The sequence below is a fragment of the Gordonia sp. 'Campus' genome (assembly GCF_022206305.1).
GTDB lineage: Bacteria > Actinomycetota > Actinomycetes > Mycobacteriales > Mycobacteriaceae > Gordonia.
The window spans coordinates 24,790-40,223 of the sequence record NZ_JAKOIW010000032.1 but is presented as its reverse complement, the minus strand read 5'-3'; the positions used below and the strand labels follow the sequence as shown (position 1 = coordinate 40,223).

The following is a 15,434-nucleotide window of genomic DNA, read 5'->3' as shown; positions in this document are numbered from 1 at the left end:
CCCCGGACCCGCCGCCTGTGGACCCGCCGCCGAGCCGATCCCACCGGTGGACCGTCCCCTGTGGCAGATCGGGCGCCGCGCAACGGTCCTCGTCGCCTGCCTGGGCTTCTCCGTGCTGGCCGCCTGCAGTGTCAGCGTCGGGTCCCAGACCGTCGAGGAGGCGTCCGACATCGACGTCGGCGAGTGCTTGCAGATCGGCGAGGAGGCCGGCGACGGCAAGGTCGAGGCCACCAAGGCCGACTGCGAGGGCACCGAGGGGTTGACCTTCTACGCCGCGGACAAGGTCGCGACGACGGCCGAATGCGGCACACCGAACACGTCGGCCCTGACCTTTGCCGAAGGAAACCAGAAGCTCTGCCTGACACCGAACTTCGCGGTCGACACCTGTTACCAGATCCCGCTCAACGGCGGGAAGCTCGCCGACTACCGCGCGGTGGAGTGCAACGCCTCACCGGCCTCGAACACCATCGTGGCGAAGTCGGTGAGCCGTGGCGACGACTCCATCACGTGCACCGACGAGGAGACCACATGGGCGTTCACGCAACCCGTCTCGGTGGGTTACTGCCTGACCGAGGACGTCACCGCTGCTGGCCGTTTCGATGGCTGAGCGCGCGTCGATGAGGTCGACGACATTGATGAGGTCGACGGCGTTGATGACGTCGAGGCGGCAGGTGCGGTGTCGACGAGATCGTGGGACACGCGGTAATCCCGGCGCATCCGCAGCATCTCGGCGTCGCGGACGCGATACGCCGCCTCTATCCGGGCCCGGTTGCGTCGCTCGCCCCGCAACCTCCGCTGCGCCGAACCCGCCGTCGCGAGAATCGGACCCACCCGGCCCAGAACGTGCTTGAGAGGTCCGTCCGGGATTCCGAGTGCGTCGGCGTCGGCGTCGCCGATGAACACCCGCTGCAGTCCGTACATCGTCGCGTTCGCGACCCGCTGCCGCAGTGCCCACGGCCCCGGCAGGACTTTCGCCAGTTCGGGGGCCAGGTAGTCGTCCGTCAGTGCCACCACGAAGTCGCGGTCGTCCGGCCCGGGGCCCGGTGACGTCAGGCGGTAGAGCTCCTCGACGCGGACGTGATCGGCCTCGCACGCCGGATTGAGTTCGGGGCTCATACCCACGACGTGCCCGACGTAACGCCACAGGTGATAGATGTCGTCGAGTTCGCGATCGGTGAAGCGCACCCCGAGCTTGTGCATCGCGTCGATCGCGATGTGACCGAACTCGGCCATGGTGAAAGCCATGTACGGCTGCGGAATCGGCACGCCCCACGCCTCGTGGTCCCAGTCGCCGCGCTTGCCGAGCATGTGCCGGACGTGAGCGTGGATCATGCGGACCCGCACCGTGTAGGCGAAACCGTCTCCGTCGCGGCGCATCCCGCCCGGCGTGATGACCTGCCGCAACCACTCGCCGACCTCGACCGACCGCACCGCGGGTTGCGAGACGTAGCGCTCGGTGATCGCCAAGGGCTTGCCGGCCAGCGTGTTCCCCGCGCCCCGCACGAGCGAGGCGGCACCGAGCACGATTCCGAGGGGCGCGGTATGGACGATGAGCGCGTCGGCGGCACGACCCATTCGGTCGTGATCGACCCAGTCCGGTTCGTCGTCGAGGAAGGCGAACAGGTCACGCAATGAGTCCGTCGCGTCGGCGACGGCGTCGATCCCGTCGGCCAGCGCCGTCCGGAGCACCGCGGTCGTCGGTCCGCCGGGTTGCTTGTCCGCCGCCACCGCATCGGCGAGGGGGTCGGCAAGCCACATCTGATCGAGCCAGATGCGGCCCGCCGCGCCGTACCGCTGTACTGCCGCCTCGGTGTTCACGAGGCCGGAGGGGCTGTTCCGTTCCATGATTCCATGAGAACACGAGCAATCCTCACTTACTATTCACTTTCCATGGGCCCACCTCCGAACCAGAAAACCGCATCACAGCAGGCACGTAAGTCACCCCGGCAGCAGCGCAGTCGGGAGATGCGGCAACGTATCCTCACGTCCACCCTCACCCTTCTCGAGCGACGTCCCGAGCGTCGGCCCACCACAGCCGAGCTCGCCGACCACGCCCACGTCAGCATCGGGACGGTGTACCGCTACTTCGCCGACATGGACGCGATCGTCGAGGAACTCCGCCTCGCCGCGGTCCACGACATCACCGCCACACTGGCCGGCGGGATCGGTCGCGCGATGGATCAGCAACCGCACGATGCGATGGTCACCGTCGTCGAGACCCTGGTGGGCTCGTTCGAGTCCCATGCACCGGTTCTGCGCGCCTCACTCGAGTTGCAGCACAACGGTTTCGGTGACGCGTGGGCCGAGGTGGAGAGCCCGTTGCTCCCGCTCGCGCGCATCCTCCCCTCACGCCTGCGACCCGACCTCGACGATCAGGCGATCGACGAACTGGTGTTCCTCACCATGGGTGCGACCGCCAGTCTGTGTCTGCGCATCGCGCTCCAGCGGCCTCGCGACGCCGACCGCGAGTCGCTCGTCACGATGGCTGCGCGAATGCTTTTGGCCGCCTTCGACTCTCCGCGGTGATCACTGCAGATGTGCGTGCGGGTCACAGACTGCGCTGGGCCGCGTACTCCGCCATCGCGGCACGCTCCGCGTCGTGCTTCGGATAGAAGAAGAACACGACCGTGGCACCCACCACGACGATGCACGCGGCGGCACCGTAGGCGACCTTGTCGCCGTGGACGAACGCGTCGCGAGCCGCACCGATGATGTCGTCGGCGTACTGCGGGTAGCGCTCGGCCAACACCTCGGCACTGGAGAAGGACTTGGTCAGCGCCGCCTCGGTCTGTTCGGACACCTGGGCCGCCTGCGGAGAGCCGGCGATGCTGTCGCGCAACTGATTTGCGTAACCGGCGGTCAGGATCGCCCCGAGGGTGGACTGCAGGATCGCGCCGCCCAGATCGCGTTGCAGGTCCGACATGCTCGACGCCATTCCCGCGCGCTGCACCGGGACCGAACCCGTGAGCGACTGCGACGCGGGCGTACCGGCCAGTCCCACACCGACGCCCACCAGCACGTACACCAGTCCGACGTGCCAGAAGTGGGCGTGCTCGTCCCAGGTGAGCATCGCGAGCACCAGGCCGACCACGATGAACGCGTACCCCGACAGCAGGGTGAAACGCGAGCCCATGCTCTGCACGAGCTTGGCCGACCGCGGTGCCACGACGACCATCGCGGCCGCGGCCGGCAGGATCGTCGCACCCGCCGCGAGGGTCGAATAGCCGAGTACGTTCTGCATGTACTGCTGGCCGATGAACATCGCACCCATCAGGGTGCCGAAGACGATGAGACCGCCCACCGCGGCCACCCAGAAGGTGCGTCGTGCGGCGATCCGCAGGTCGAACAGCGGGACGCGCACGGTCAGTTGCCGCCACACGAATCCGGCTCCGGCGACGAGGGCGATCGCGGCGAGGATGTAGACCTGGAGTCGCTGATCGGAGTTGGGCGCGAAGTTGATCGCGAGAACCAGCGAGCCGACCATCACGATGGAGACGATGCCGCCGAGGTTGTCGACGACCGCGGCCTCGTCCCCGGTGTCGGTGGGCACCAGGCGCCAGGCGGCGACCAACGCGATGACCGCGAGCGGCAGGGTCACCAGGAACACCGAGTGCCAGGAGAACACCTCCAGCAGTCCCCCGGACAGGACCGGTCCCAGCGCCGAGATCGCACCACCGAAGGCCGACCATGCGGCGATCGCCCGGGTGCGGCGCGGCCCCGACCACAGAGCGGTGATCACCGCCAGGGTCGTGGGGAACGCCAGACCGGCGGCGATACCGCCGACAAGTCGTGCACCGAAGAGGACTTCGACGCTGGGCGCGAAACCGGCCACCAGGGACGCCGGGATCGACAGGCTCATGCCGAACACCAGCATCCGCTTACGTCCGTGCCGATCGCCGAGCGCGCCGAAGTACAGCACCGACGCGGCCAGCCCCAGCGAATATCCCACCGCGATCAGGTTCAGCTGCGTCGAACTCGCGTCGAGCGCCTTACCGATGTCGGGCAGCGCGACGTTGGCGACCGCGAGATTGATGTTGGCCACTCCGGCCACCAGGATCAGCGCGACGAGGATCGCACGCGCGTTCTTCGGGGCCGTACCCGTTTCGACCTCGGGCGTCGTCGACGTCATCGGCAAATCGTACGTTCTCGAGATCGGTATGACGGGTCGTCCGGGAAACGGACACAGCGTCATACGGATCAGCGGCGCCCGCCGATCACAGGCGGATGCGGATCACAGGCTGATGCGGATCACAGGCTGATGCGCAGTCCGTCCCACTCGTGATCGTGCATGAACCCCTCGGCGAGACCGACCCGGTACTTGAGGCAACTGCGGAGGATGCCCACGTAGGCGAACGGCAGCATCAGCGCCGGCTTCTGGTCGCCGGGGCAGCTCACCACATCGGATGCACCGCGGAAGTCGCGCACGAAGTCGCGCAGCGTGCGGTCCTTGCGCGACGACGACCGCCACCCGTACAGCAACATGCCCAGGCCGATCATCTTGTCGACGCCCGACCCCGGCGTGATGACCCCGGCATCGGGGTCGGAGGTGCCGAGGAACGCACGGTCGACGCCGTCCTCGGGGGTGAACATCATGATCCCGCTCGTCGCTCGCGGATTGCACTCGATGCAGAACAGGTCGCCGGAGCCGTTCTTGTCCTCGATGAAGTCGAAGCCGATCTGGCCGGTGAAGTTCACCCGTCGCACGAAGTCGCTGACCCACTCGGCGATCCGCGGGTGGTCGACGGACCGGAAGTTGAGGCAGGAACTGCCGTCGATCGCGTAGTCGACCGGATAGGTGGCGTGTGCGTACACGCGGCCCTCGTGGCACACCGAGTAGGTGCAGTAGTTGTTGCCCGACGCCCACTCCTGGGCGATCCACGGGTTCGCCTCGTCGTGTTCGAGCCATGTCAGCGGGTCGCCCGGCGAGACCTTGTGCACCTTCTGCGAACCGCGCGAGTAACAGCGCTTCAGCGCGAACGGTTGCTGGAAATCGAGCGATCCGACATCCTCGGGCCCGGTGACGCGCGCGAATTTCCGTGTCGGAATGCCCAATTCGACGAGGAGTTCCTGGAAATCGTATTTGTTGTGCAGTCGGTTCTCGGTGGCGAAATCGGACAGGAACAAGCGACATTCGGGCGGGAAGACATCGGCGAGCATCGCGATGATGTCGGTCTCCTCGTGCACCGGGATCACCATGTCCACATCGTTGTCGGCCACGATGCGCGCGAGAGCGTGACAGTACGCGAGGGGCTCGAACTTCGGCGGTGGCACACGGTGGAAGCCGCTGACCGCGTTCGAGAATCGGCTGATGCCCACCGGAATCGAGTCGACCACGGTGACCCGGTGCCCGCCGGCCGCCATCAGGCGGGCGAGTTCCAGAGACAGGAACGACCTGCCGAAGGTGATCAGTACATGAGCTCGTCCGGCGCTGTCCACCCGGGAGAGTCTATCGGGGGCAATCGTGAAGACATCGGGTGCCCGATCATCCGGGGTGATGTGTTGCACAGACATTCATCGACGAAAATCGGACACATCGGGAATATTCGTTACCCCGTTGTCGGTTCGTGCTGTTAGTTTTTCCCACGATCGGCCGCGTGCCGGTCGGGCCTGAAGACAGTCGGGGTGGTCGGCGGTCCGGGTTTCCGCCGAGGCGGCCTCCGGATCGGATGGAGGAGGCATGCAGCTGTTCGTGATCGGCGTGATCGCCGCGTGCCTCGCCGCCGTCGCCTACGGGATGTCGACGGTGCTGCGCGCGCTGGGTGCGCGCCGTGTCGCCGAGGCAGCCGCGGACGAGGGTGAGGGCATCACCAGCGAAAACGGTGCCCCGACCCTGTCGTCGACGATGTCCACCCTGGTGGACCCCGCATTCATCCTGGGAACGACGCTGGTGGTCGTCGGCTTCGCCGGCGGCGCGCTGGCCGCCCGCTTCCTGCCGCTGTTCCTCTCCCAGACCATCGTCTCGGCCAACCTCGTCATCACCGCCCTGCTCGGCACGATCATCCTCAACATCGCGCTGCACACCCGTGAATGGGTGGCCATCTGGCTCGTCGTGCTGTCGCTGTGTCTGCTCGGGGTGTCCTCGGCGCATCACACCGGCGGTGGCGAGGAGATCGGCTTCCACTGGGGCCTGTTCGTCGCCACCCTCGCGCTGTGCGCCCTGGCCCTGGTCGGTGTCTACAACCTCGGTCCGGCCGGGGCGATCGTCGGCGGCGCATCGGCCGGTCTCCTGTTCGGCATCATCGCGATCGCCGTCCGCATCCTCGACGGCGTCCAGCCGTTCGACGCCGTCGCCCTGCTGACGGATCCGGCCGCATGGACCATCGCGGCGGCCGGGGCCGTCGGGTTCTACGTGCAGACCGTCGCATTGCAGCTCGGAGCGGTCAACGGCGTGACGGCCGTCCTGGTGGTGGGTGAGACCGCCGGCCCGAGCCTCGTCGGGGTCGTGTTCCTGGAGGACACCGCCAAGCCCGGCCTCGGCTGGCTCGCGATCCTCGGCTTCGTCGGCGCGGTCATCGGCGCCGTGCTGGTCGCCTGGTACGGATCAGTCGACCCCGATCACCTCGGCGAGGCACCACCCATGAAGGGCGGCTGGCGGCGCGGACGTGAAGAGCCCGACACCGACACCGACGACGCGACCGACAACGACCATGCGACCGACACAGACGACGCGACCACTTCCGACGCGCAGACCAGACCGCCCGCGCGTGGCGAGGTCCGCGCGCGTCGGGACCCGTTCACCCGGCACGACTTCGGGCATCGCGAGAGTCCCCGACCGGATTTCACCGACGCACGCGATTCCCGCCGCACCTGACGTCACGCCCGGTCCGGTCCCCAGGGTCGGATCCACGGGGCCGAATCCACTGGGTCGGATTCACTGGGTCGGATCCACGCCGCGATGCGTGCCGGGGTGTTGACACCCGCCGCGGGGGTCGCGAGGGTGGGTTGATGACATCGACCAGCACGGGCTCCGCCGCCCGGCGCGCATACGAGACGCTCGAGCCCTTTCACATCCTGGCCTACTTCAATCCCGGGCTCCGGGACGCACAAACGGACACCGGCCTCGATCCGTATGCGTTCTACGTCGGCGCGCGGGGGGCGCCCTTCGGCCCGTGTGTGTCGTCGGTCGTCGCCGCGGCGTTCTACAACTTCAATCCCGAACTGATCGCGAAGAGCTGGTCGGCTGCCCTCGACGTGGGCCTCGACCGGATCCACGAGCGCCGCAACCAGATGCTCGACGACTCGTTGCGAGACATCCTGGGCGCGAACATCGACGACGCCACTCTCGACGAACTCGCCTCTGCCTACACCGATCTCGCCGTGGGGCTACCCCTGGGCGGTCGGCCCCTCGCCGCGGCCTGGGCGAGCGTGGCCACCCCGGACACCGCCCGCCTCCGGCTGTGGCAGGCCATCGCGGTGCTACGAGAATGGCGCGGGGACAACCACATCGCCGCCCTCGTGCTCCACGGGCTCGACGGGTTCGACGCGGCGGTGTTCCACGAGGCGCAGCTTCCCGACCCAGCGGTCCGGCGGCGCGTCCTCGGCAAGCGCATCGTCATGATCACCCGCGGTTACTCCGAGCAGGAGTGGGACGAGAGCGTCGACCGCCTCGTCGGCGCCGGGCTCGCCGAACGGGTCGACGACGGACACATGCTCACCGCCCAGGGCGCAGCGCTCTACGACGACGTCGAGGCCATGACCGATGCCGCGAGCGAATCCCTGTGGGCCGGAACCGAAGACCTCCTCGATCGCACCAAGCCGATCGTGAAGGCCGTCATCGACGCAGGCATCCTGCCGGGAACGAGGCAGAAGTGAGCGAGGCAGGACTGAGCAGGGCAGAAGTGAGCGGGGCGGGACTGAGCGAGGCCGACGATCTCCGTGCGATCGAGACCCTGAAATACCGCTACCTGCGGTGCCTGGACACCAAGGACTGGGACGCATTCGCCGACACCCTGACCGAGGACGTGACCGGGAACTACGGTGCGGAACTGTCGTTCACCGACCGCGACGAGTTGGTCGGTTACATGCGGAAGAACGTCGGTGCAGCGGTGATCACCGAGCATCGCGTGAACCATCCGGAGATCGAGTTCGACGGTCCGGACACCGCACGCGGACGCTGGTATCTGCAGGACCGCGTCATCGTCGCCGAGTTCTCGTTCATGCTCCTCGGCGCCGCGTTCTACGAGGACACCTACCGCCGCACCCCGGAGGGCTGGCGGATCAGCAGCACCGGCTACGACCGCACCTACGAGGCGACCGTCGGGCTCGCCGACGTGCCCAGCTTCTCGCTGAAAGTCGGCCCCGCGGTGCATCTGTAGCGGGACGGTGATGTCGTCGCGCGTCTTCGCCGACCGGCGCGAGGCCGGTCGTCTCCTCGGCGCACGGGTCGTCGAATTCCTCTCGGCGCCGGGCGGAAACATCAAGACGAGCGGGGGCATCAGGACGAGCGGGGGCATCACAACTGGCCAGGGCCCCGACGCCCCGCTGGTGCTGGGCCTCGCGCGGGGCGGGGTCCCCGTCGCGCGCGAGGTCGCGGACGCGCACTGCGCGTCCCTCGGGCCGTGCGACCTGGACGTCCTGGTGGTCCGCAAGATCGGTGCGCCCGGTCACGCCGAGTTCGCGATGGGGGCGTTGACCGCGGACCACCTCGTCGTCAACGACGATGTCCCTCGACGACTCGGCGTGTCGCACAGCGTCTTCGACGAGGTCGCCGATCGCGAGCGGCGCCTCCTGCGCGCACGCGAACGCCGCTATCGCGGTGAGCGGCCACGGGTCGAGCCGGCCGGGCGCAGCGTCGTCCTGGTCGACGACGGCCTCGCCACCGGGTCCAGCATGGCTGTCGCCATCGACTCCGTGCGTTCGGCCGGGGCGTCGTCGGTGATCGTGGCGGTGCCGACGGCGCCCGCGGATTCGCCCGGCCGACTTCGTGATCGCGGTGTCACCGGGTTCGTCGTGCTGACGACACCTGATCCGTTCCGGGCGGTCGGCCTGTCCTATGACGATTTCGGTCAGGTCGACGACGACGAGGTCATCGCCGCGCTCGATCGTGGGTGAGCCGACGCGACTCGGCGCCGCCGACTACGCGTCGCGGGCGTTGGTGACCGCCACCGCGACGCCCAGCAGCGCCAGGGTGAACACCGCGAAGTACAGCAGCGAACCGTAGGCGTTCCAGTTGAAGGTGTCGCTGCCGCCGGACAAGAAATTCCATCCGTTCAGGAACGGCAGGAACGACACGATGTACTCGCCCACCCGCGGCAACACCGAGATGATCCGCTCGAGTGCGAGCATCCACACCAACACGATCGCCACCGCGCCGGCCGAATGGCGGACGAGGGCACCGACCGCGAGACCGATCAGTGCACACAGCGTCGCGAAAACCGGTGTACCCCAGAGCTGTCGGACGGTGTCGGGGCCGCCGAGGGCGATCCCGTAGCCGGCGAGCGCCTGCGCCAGCACCAGCGCCACCAGACACACGATCGCCGTGACCACGAACGTGAGCGCCCCGAACACGACGACCTTCGCGATGAGCACCCGTGGGCGCCGCGGTACCGCCGCGAATGTCGGCCGGATGGTGCCGAAACGGTACTCCGTCGTGATCCCCAGGACAGCCATGATCGCCAGCACCGCCACCCCGAACTGATTGACCCCGGTCAGATATTGCCCGGTCAGCGAGTCGGTCTCGCCGGGGTCCCCGTAGCCGCCGCCGGCGATGGCGCCGAGAAGCACGGCGATGCCGAGGCCCAGCACCACGACGACCCCCAGACACCAGTAGGGCGACCGGGTGCTCGCGAGCTTGATCCGTTCGGCGTTGATCGCGGCGATCACGGGTGCGTACCTCCCTGGTAGTCGACGGCGTGTGCGGTCATCGACATGAACACCTCTTCCAGAGACGCCGACTCGGCGGACAGTTCGTGCAGGGCGATACCGGCCGCGGCGGCGAGGTCGCCGACGTGGTCGGTCGTGGTGTCGGGCACGCGCATCACCGGCCGACCGTGCGCGTCCGGGTCCCCGGGCGCGGGGTGCAGACCGGCGGCGGCGAGCGCCGCGTGCAGCTTCTCCAGTTGCGGGCCACGGACACGCACCGACTGACGGGCACGTCCGGTGAACTCGGCAACCGAACAGTCCGCGATGAGCCGGCCGCGTCCGATGACCACGAGATGGTCTGCGGTGAGCGACATCTCGGTCAGGAGATGGCTGGACACCAGCACCGTCCGGCCCTGCGCGGCGAGATCCCGCATGAAGCCGCGAATCCAGACGATGCCCTCCGGGTCGAGGCCGTTGACCGGCTCGTCGAACAGCAGGGTGTGCGGGTCGCCCAGCAGAGCGCCGGCCAGGCCCAGGCGCTGTGACATGCCCAGTGAGAAACCGCCGGCACGCTTCTTGGCGACCGAGGTGAGCCCCACGGTCTCCAACACCTCGTCGACGCGGGCAACCGGGATCTGATTGCTCGCCGCCAGCCAGCGCAGATGCGACCGCGCACTCCGATTGGGATGCACCCAGCGCGCGTCGAGCAGCGCACCCACCTGCCGCAGCGGATGATCGAGGTCGCGATAGGCCTGCCCGTTGATCGTCGCGGTGCCCGATGTCGGGCGGTCGAGTCCGAGCATCATCCGCATCGTCGTCGACTTCCCGGCGCCGTTGGGCCCGAGGAAGCCTGTGACGCGACCCGGCCCCACCTCGAAGGTGAGGTCATCGACCGCACGGTGACCGCCGAATTCCTTCGTCAGATTCGCTACCTGCAACACGCCTCGACCATAGCCGCCGATCGCCGACGGGCCCGGTCTGTCATTCGCACGGCCTGTCGCCGCGGCCGAGTGATCAGTCGCGCTCGGGTGCGGGAGACGACGCGTGTGCCCAGAACCGCTTGGGGATTCGTCCCGAACGCGCGGCGAGCCGACCGGCGACGACCGCGTGCCGCATCGCCGTCGCCATCCGTTCGGGGTGCTCGGCTCGCGTGACCGCGGTGGCGAGAAGCACGCCGTCGCAGCCCAGTTCCATCGCCAATGCCGCATCGCTCGCCGTTCCGATCCCGGCGTCGAGGATGACCGGGATCGCGGCGTCGTACCGGTTCGCGCACTGGTCGACGATCATCTCGATGTTGTGCGGGTTGAGGATTCCCAACCCGGTCCCGATCGGTGACCCGAGCGGCATCACCGCGGCGACACCCAGATCGGCGAGGCGGGCGGCCAGCACCGGATCGTCATTGGTGTAGGCGAGCACCACGAATCCTTCGGCGACCAGCGTCGCCGCGGCATCGACGAGTTCCACCGCGTCGGGCATGAGGGTGCGTTCGTCGGCGACGACCTCGAGCTTCACCCAGTTCGTCTCGAAGGCCTCCCGCGCGAGTTGCGCCGTGAGGACAGCTTCGGCGGTGGTGTGACAGCCCGCGGTGTTGGGGAGCACGGCGATGTCGAGGCGGCGCAGGAGGTCGAAGACGCCGGTCCCGGAAGCCGCATCCACCCGGCGCACCGCGACGGTGGTGAGCTCGGTGCCCGACGCCACGAGCGCGCGTTCCACTGTCGCCAGATTGGCAGCCCCACCGGTCCCGGTGATGAGCCGGGAGGTGAAGTCCCGGTCGGCGATACGCAGCGGATCGGTGTTCTCAGCCACCCTGCACCGCCGTGACGATCTCGACGACGGCGCCGTCGGTCATCGTGTGTCGGGCCCAACGGCCGCGTGGCACGACCGCGCCGTCCACGGCCACCGCGATCCCCCGATCGGGCAGACCGAGTCCGGCGACCACGTCGTCCACCGATGTGTCCGCCTCGACGTCGATCGTCTTGCCGTTCACCGTGATACTCATTCGTCGTCTCCTTCCAGGATCGACAGGACCTGTGCGGCGGTGCCGGGCGCGAGGACGATCCCGTTGCGTCCGTGCCCGGTCGCCACCACCGTGCGCGTGTCGACGCGCGTCACGAGGGGTAGGCCGTCGGAGGTGCAGGGGCGCAGGCCCGCCCCCGCCTCGACGAGTTCATATGTGCGCAAGCCGGGAAGCACCTCGATGGCATCGGCCAGGAGGTCGGCGACACCACCCGCCTGGGGCGTCCGGTCAGCCGTTCCCTCCGGCTCGTATTGCGTTGCCCCGACGACGATCCCGTCGTCGCGGGGCACGAGGTACACATCTCTGGCGTGCAACCGGGCCCGGATCACGTGCCGGGGCGGTGGCACCGACCAGCGGGTTCGTCGCAGCCGCAGGATCTCGCCCTTCGCCGGGAGCAGGCGTGCTCCGGGCCAGAGCGTGGCGGTTCCGAGGCCGGCGGCGAGGAGTATCTGCACGTCCGCGTCGAGCTCCCGGTCGAGCTCGGCGAGGGACTCGACGTTCCGCGACACGAACTCCACACCGGCGCCGGCCGCCGCCGATCGCAGCGCCGCGAGCAGGCGCCGGTTGTCGACTGCCCATTCGCCGACCGCGCGATACCCGCCGACGAGACGCGAACTCAACGACGGTTCGAGCGTTCGGATCTCGCGACCGTTCACCGGGTGGAGGGTCGAGCCGGCTTGCAGGGACGAGTCGGTCTGCAGGGACGAGTCGGAGGGCAGAGTCGAGTCGGAGGGCGGGGTCGAGTCGGGTCGGGGTTGCTGCGCCCAGACGAAGTCGGCGAGATTACGGAGATATCCGAGATCGGCTGCGGACGCCGCGACGAAGAGGGAGTCGGTCGCCGTCACGATCCCCTCGTCGTCGAGTCGCTCGACGAGAGCCGGCCACCGGCCCACCGACTCCACCGACAGGGCGAGCGACGCCTCTTCGCCGGGATGCCCTTCGCCAAGCGACCCCAGCATGCCGCCGGCGACCCACGACGCCCGGTCATCGGCGCCCGCGTCGAGCACCCGGACCCGCCAGCCGGCGTCGGCGGCGGTGAGGGCGCAGGTGAGGCCGATGACTCCACCGCCCACGACCGTCAGCTCGCGGCTCGCGGCGTCGGCGGAACGGCGCTGGGAGTCAGTCACTCTGGGAATCACCTTCCTTCGCCGGAATGACCCGGATCAGGTTCGACGGTCAGCGGAGACGGTCCGCACTCTCAGCCCGGCTGTCCCGGGCTCCCGTGTGTTCGTGCGGTCCAGCCTACGCCCGGCCGAACGGGTTCCGGCGTCGGGCTAGCCTGGTCGGCGTGACCTCGACGCGCACCGAACAGGATCCCCGAACCGACCGTCGGCGACGGCTCGAGTCGGCTCGGCTCTACCTGTGCACCGATGCCCGGCGAGAACGCGGCGATCTGCTCGAGTTCGTGGGGGCCGCGCTCGCGGGTGGCGTGGACATCGTGCAGCTCCGCGACAAGGGTTCGGTGGGCGAACGCGAGTTCGGCACCCTCGAGGCCCGCGAAGAACTCGAGATCCTCGCCGGCCTGCGGGAGGTCGCCGACGCACACGGTGCACTGCTGGCAGTCAACGATCGCGCCGACATCGCGGCACTCTCGGGCGCCGATGTCCTCCACGTCGGGCAGGGCGATCTCCCGCCACGCGTCGCGCGCGACATCGTCGGCCCGGATGTCCTCATCGGTGCCTCAACGCACGACCCCGAGCAGGCCGCCGTCGCGATGGACGACGTCCACGTCGACTACTTCTGCGTCGGCCCGTGCTGGACCACTCCGACCAAGCCCGGCCGGACCGCGGCCGGGCTCGACCTCGTGACGTCGACGGCAGAAGCGCGCACCGCGAAGCCGTGGTTCGCCATCGGCGGCATCGACGCGTCGCGGGTCGGCGAGGTGACCGCCGCGGGTGCCGGCCGCATCGTCGTGGTACGCGCGATCACCGCAGCAACCGACCCGGCAGCGTCGGCCCGGGAACTCGTCGGTCTCCTGTAGACGGCGCCTCGCTGCAGACAGCGGCGCCTCCGTGCTGGCGTCTGGAGTGCGGACAAAATCGTTTGCCCCGCCCCATCGCCGGGTCTATGGTGGACCGATCATGTTGTGCATGCAGAGCGCTCTCGTAACCCGCCGCAGCGGGGTCTGAATCTGACCGACCCCCCGCTGCGGGTCGGTTGCGCTCTCCAGTCGGTCATCCTCTCTTCGACCGAAATCGGCTTCCGAGATGCACACACTTCATCTGTCCCGCCCATCCTGGACCTGTGACGAGCCCGGCGCCCCGCTCACCGGCGCCCTTCCCACCAGCCACCGCTCGGGCGCGCAGCCCACGGGCGATCCCCTCTCCGTCCGCTTCGGCCACCCCCTTCCCCCGGGCCTGCGCGAAGAGGCGACCGGCATGACGCTCCAGGCGTTCACCACCGAGTACGCCTCCGGCGGCTCCATTCGGCTGGGGTCGTGGTCGGTCTCGTCGTGCCACGACGATCTCGTCGAATGTCGCGCCACGCTGGCCGTCGCCGACCGGATCATGTCGCGTACCGCCGTCGCCGCCGGTCCCGTCGGTGCGATGACGTCGATCCTCGCCGATGTCGGCGCGCCGCTGCAGATCGTTCGCCTGCACCAGCGTGAGGTCGGCGAACTGATCACGACATTCCTGCTGTGTGAAAGCAACGGCCGGCAGGCGTGGGCGGCCGGCGAGGGTCGGACCAGTCAGGAGGCGAGTGTTCATGCGCTCGTCGCGGCGGCCAACCGGCTGACCGAGGCGACCGGGTGCGTCGAGGCCGCTGCTTCTTTCGGGACAGCCGGTCCTGTCGGGTCAGCCGGTGCAGTCGGGGCAGCTAATTCTGTCGGGACACCGGCGGAGTAGGTCGTCAGCCCTGGGGGTCGAGCATCGCGATGCGCTCGCGCAGCGTCGGCCAGGCCAGACCGAACGCGGGGTGTAGCGGGAGTTGGTCGACACGCTTCTCGTCGACCCAACGCAGCTCCGTCGATTCGAAGTTCGCGACCGTGGTCACCGGTGCGTCGGTCTCGGCGATGACGGTGGTGTAGGTCCACCCACCGGGCGACTCGTGGGTCACGACGGCCGCCACGACACGCAGATCGTCACCGGAGATCCCGGCTTCCTCCTGGGCCTCCCGGATCGCGGTGTCGATGGCGCCCTCGTGTGAGTCACGGGCTCCGCCGGGCAGGGCCCAGGTGCCGCCCTGGTGCGACCATGCGGCGCGGTGCTGGAGGAGTACGCCTGTCGTCCCTTCGGGCAGGGGTGCCCGCAGCAGGAGGCCGGCCGCGCCGTGGATCCCCCAATATCGTGAACCGTCGGGATCGATCACCCAGCCGTCGCCGTCGCCGCGCACCACGCCTCCTCGCATCCCGGCTGATTCTCCCCGGGTGACCTCCACCGTAAGTGAGACGCGCCCGACCTGCCAGGAACATGGGGATTACGGGCCCTGTCCGCGACGGCGGCGAAAATCGCTCGCATGACACCGAAACCACACGGCGCCACGGAGGTGTGGCCGGGGGCCGGTACCCCTCGACCGTCCCCGCCCGCGACGCGGCGGCGAGCAAGCCGGAGGAACTCCGCGCGATGGCATAGGCTGAAACGCGCACGACCCGGTGGACGATGAACTGACTGACACC

Annotated in this window: 16 protein-coding genes, 1 pseudogene and 1 riboswitch; of the genes and pseudogenes, 8 read left to right on the top strand and 9 right to left on the bottom strand. The window is 68.9% G+C overall.

Going from position 1 to position 15,434, the window contains the following annotated elements:
- Positions 1-37 precede the first annotated feature (37 nt).
- Positions 38-607, top strand: coding sequence for a pyridine nucleotide-disulfide oxidoreductase (locus MAY35_RS22260; RefSeq protein WP_238423467.1), 570 nt, complete (start codon positions 38-40; stop codon positions 605-607).
- Here the strand turns inward: MAY35_RS22260 and MAY35_RS22255 are convergent.
- A complete protein-coding gene (locus MAY35_RS22255; protein ID WP_238423465.1) occupies positions 559-1,845 on the bottom strand; it encodes an oxygenase MpaB family protein in 1,287 nt (428 codons plus the stop codon). The genes MAY35_RS22260 and MAY35_RS22255 overlap by 49 nt on opposite strands.
- Before the next feature lie 120 nt (positions 1,846-1,965).
- Here MAY35_RS22255 and MAY35_RS22250 point away from each other — a divergent pair, with 120 nt between their 5' ends.
- Positions 1,966-2,526, top strand: a complete 561-nt coding sequence (locus tag MAY35_RS22250) for a TetR/AcrR family transcriptional regulator (RefSeq protein ID WP_238423464.1) — start codon at positions 1,966-1,968, stop codon at positions 2,524-2,526.
- Between the two features lie 22 nt (positions 2,527-2,548).
- Here the strand turns inward: MAY35_RS22250 and MAY35_RS22245 are convergent, their stop codons facing one another.
- Positions 2,549-4,129, bottom strand: coding sequence for an MFS transporter (locus tag MAY35_RS22245; RefSeq protein ID WP_238423463.1), 1,581 nt, complete (start codon positions 4,127-4,129; stop codon positions 2,549-2,551).
- Between the two features lie 119 nt (positions 4,130-4,248).
- Complete coding sequence (locus tag MAY35_RS22240; protein WP_238423462.1) at positions 4,249-5,436, bottom strand: carboxylate--amine ligase; 1,188 nt, start codon at positions 5,434-5,436, stop codon at positions 4,249-4,251.
- A gap of 241 nt (positions 5,437-5,677) precedes the next feature.
- Here MAY35_RS22240 and MAY35_RS22235 point away from each other — a divergent pair, with 241 nt between their 5' ends.
- The 4 genes from MAY35_RS22235 (at position 5,678) to MAY35_RS22220 (ending at position 9,051) form a co-directional block, all read left to right on the top strand.
- On the top strand, positions 5,678-6,811 hold the full coding sequence (locus MAY35_RS22235) for an EamA/RhaT family transporter (RefSeq protein WP_238423461.1): 1,134 nt from the start codon (positions 5,678-5,680) through the stop codon (positions 6,809-6,811).
- A gap of 134 nt (positions 6,812-6,945) precedes the next feature.
- Positions 6,946-7,812: a hypothetical protein gene (locus MAY35_RS22230; RefSeq protein ID WP_238423460.1), complete on the top strand. Its 867-nt coding sequence runs from the start codon at positions 6,946-6,948 to the stop codon at positions 7,810-7,812.
- On the top strand, positions 7,809-8,315 hold the full coding sequence (locus tag MAY35_RS22225) for a nuclear transport factor 2 family protein (RefSeq protein ID WP_238423459.1): 507 nt from the start codon (positions 7,809-7,811) through the stop codon (positions 8,313-8,315). Before MAY35_RS22230 ends, MAY35_RS22225 begins: the two co-directional genes overlap by 4 nt.
- A 10-nt stretch (positions 8,316-8,325) precedes the next feature.
- On the top strand, positions 8,326-9,051 hold the full coding sequence (locus tag MAY35_RS22220; protein ID WP_238423458.1) for a phosphoribosyltransferase: 726 nt from the start codon (positions 8,326-8,328) through the stop codon (positions 9,049-9,051).
- Between the two features lie 24 nt (positions 9,052-9,075).
- On the opposite strand, the gene MAY35_RS22215 is transcribed toward MAY35_RS22220, so the two are convergent.
- The 5 genes from MAY35_RS22215 to MAY35_RS22195 form a co-directional block, all read right to left on the bottom strand.
- On the bottom strand, positions 9,076-9,822 hold the full coding sequence (locus MAY35_RS22215; protein ID WP_238423457.1) for an ABC transporter permease: 747 nt from the start codon (positions 9,820-9,822) through the stop codon (positions 9,076-9,078).
- Positions 9,819-10,742: an ABC transporter ATP-binding protein gene (locus tag MAY35_RS22210; RefSeq protein ID WP_238423456.1), complete on the bottom strand. Its 924-nt coding sequence runs from the start codon at positions 10,740-10,742 to the stop codon at positions 9,819-9,821. Before MAY35_RS22210 ends, MAY35_RS22215 begins: the two co-directional genes overlap by 4 nt.
- 73 nt (positions 10,743-10,815) lie before the next feature.
- The gene (locus MAY35_RS22205) at positions 10,816-11,607 is read right to left on the bottom strand and encodes a thiazole synthase (protein ID WP_238423455.1); all 792 of its coding nucleotides are present in this window, start codon (positions 11,605-11,607) and stop codon (positions 10,816-10,818) included.
- Complete coding sequence (gene thiS, locus MAY35_RS22200; RefSeq protein WP_238423454.1) at positions 11,600-11,800, bottom strand: sulfur carrier protein ThiS; 201 nt, start codon at positions 11,798-11,800, stop codon at positions 11,600-11,602. The genes MAY35_RS22205 and thiS overlap by 8 nt, the downstream gene beginning before the upstream one ends.
- Complete coding sequence (locus MAY35_RS22195; protein WP_238423453.1) at positions 11,797-12,945, bottom strand: FAD-dependent oxidoreductase; 1,149 nt, start codon at positions 12,943-12,945, stop codon at positions 11,797-11,799. The genes thiS and MAY35_RS22195 overlap by 4 nt, the downstream gene beginning before the upstream one ends.
- Positions 12,941-13,052: riboswitch (TPP riboswitch) on the bottom strand. (Overlaps the previous gene by 5 nt.)
- Positions 13,053-13,106: 54 nt before the next feature.
- Between MAY35_RS22195 and thiE the strand changes: the two genes are divergently transcribed.
- Both thiE and MAY35_RS23460 read left to right on the top strand, forming a co-directional pair.
- A complete protein-coding gene (thiE, locus tag MAY35_RS22190) occupies positions 13,107-13,799 on the top strand; it encodes a thiamine phosphate synthase (RefSeq protein ID WP_238423452.1) in 693 nt (230 codons plus the stop codon).
- Positions 13,800-14,196: 397 nt separating this feature from the next.
- Positions 14,197-14,553 (top strand): annotated as a pseudogene (locus tag MAY35_RS23460) (hypothetical protein); the annotation flags it as partial.
- A 115-nt stretch (positions 14,554-14,668) separates the two neighbouring features.
- Here the strand turns inward: MAY35_RS23460 and MAY35_RS22180 are convergent.
- On the bottom strand, positions 14,669-15,151 hold the full coding sequence (locus tag MAY35_RS22180; protein WP_238423451.1) for an NUDIX hydrolase: 483 nt from the start codon (positions 15,149-15,151) through the stop codon (positions 14,669-14,671).
- Between the last annotated feature and the right edge of the window lie 283 nt (positions 15,152-15,434).

Bases quoted from the DNA above. Each gene is read 5' to 3' on its own strand.
- thiS (WP_238423454.1), bottom strand. From the start codon at position 11,800: ATGAGTATCACGGTGAACGGCAAGACGATCGACGTCGAGGCGGACACA.
- MAY35_RS22245 (WP_238423463.1), bottom strand. From the start codon at position 4,129: ATGACGTCGACGACGCCCGAGGTCGAAACGGGTACGGCCCCGAAGAAC.
- MAY35_RS22235 (WP_238423461.1), top strand. From the start codon at position 5,678: ATGCAGCTGTTCGTGATCGGCGTGATCGCCGCGTGCCTCGCCGCCGTC.
- MAY35_RS22255 (WP_238423465.1), bottom strand. From the start codon at position 1,845: ATGGAACGGAACAGCCCCTCCGGCCTCGTGAACACCGAGGCGGCAGTA.
- MAY35_RS22220 (WP_238423458.1), top strand. From the start codon at position 8,326: ATGTCGTCGCGCGTCTTCGCCGACCGGCGCGAGGCCGGTCGTCTCCTC.
- MAY35_RS22250 (WP_238423464.1), top strand. From the start codon at position 1,966: ATGCGGCAACGTATCCTCACGTCCACCCTCACCCTTCTCGAGCGACGT.
- MAY35_RS22230 (WP_238423460.1), top strand. From the start codon at position 6,946: ATGACATCGACCAGCACGGGCTCCGCCGCCCGGCGCGCATACGAGACG.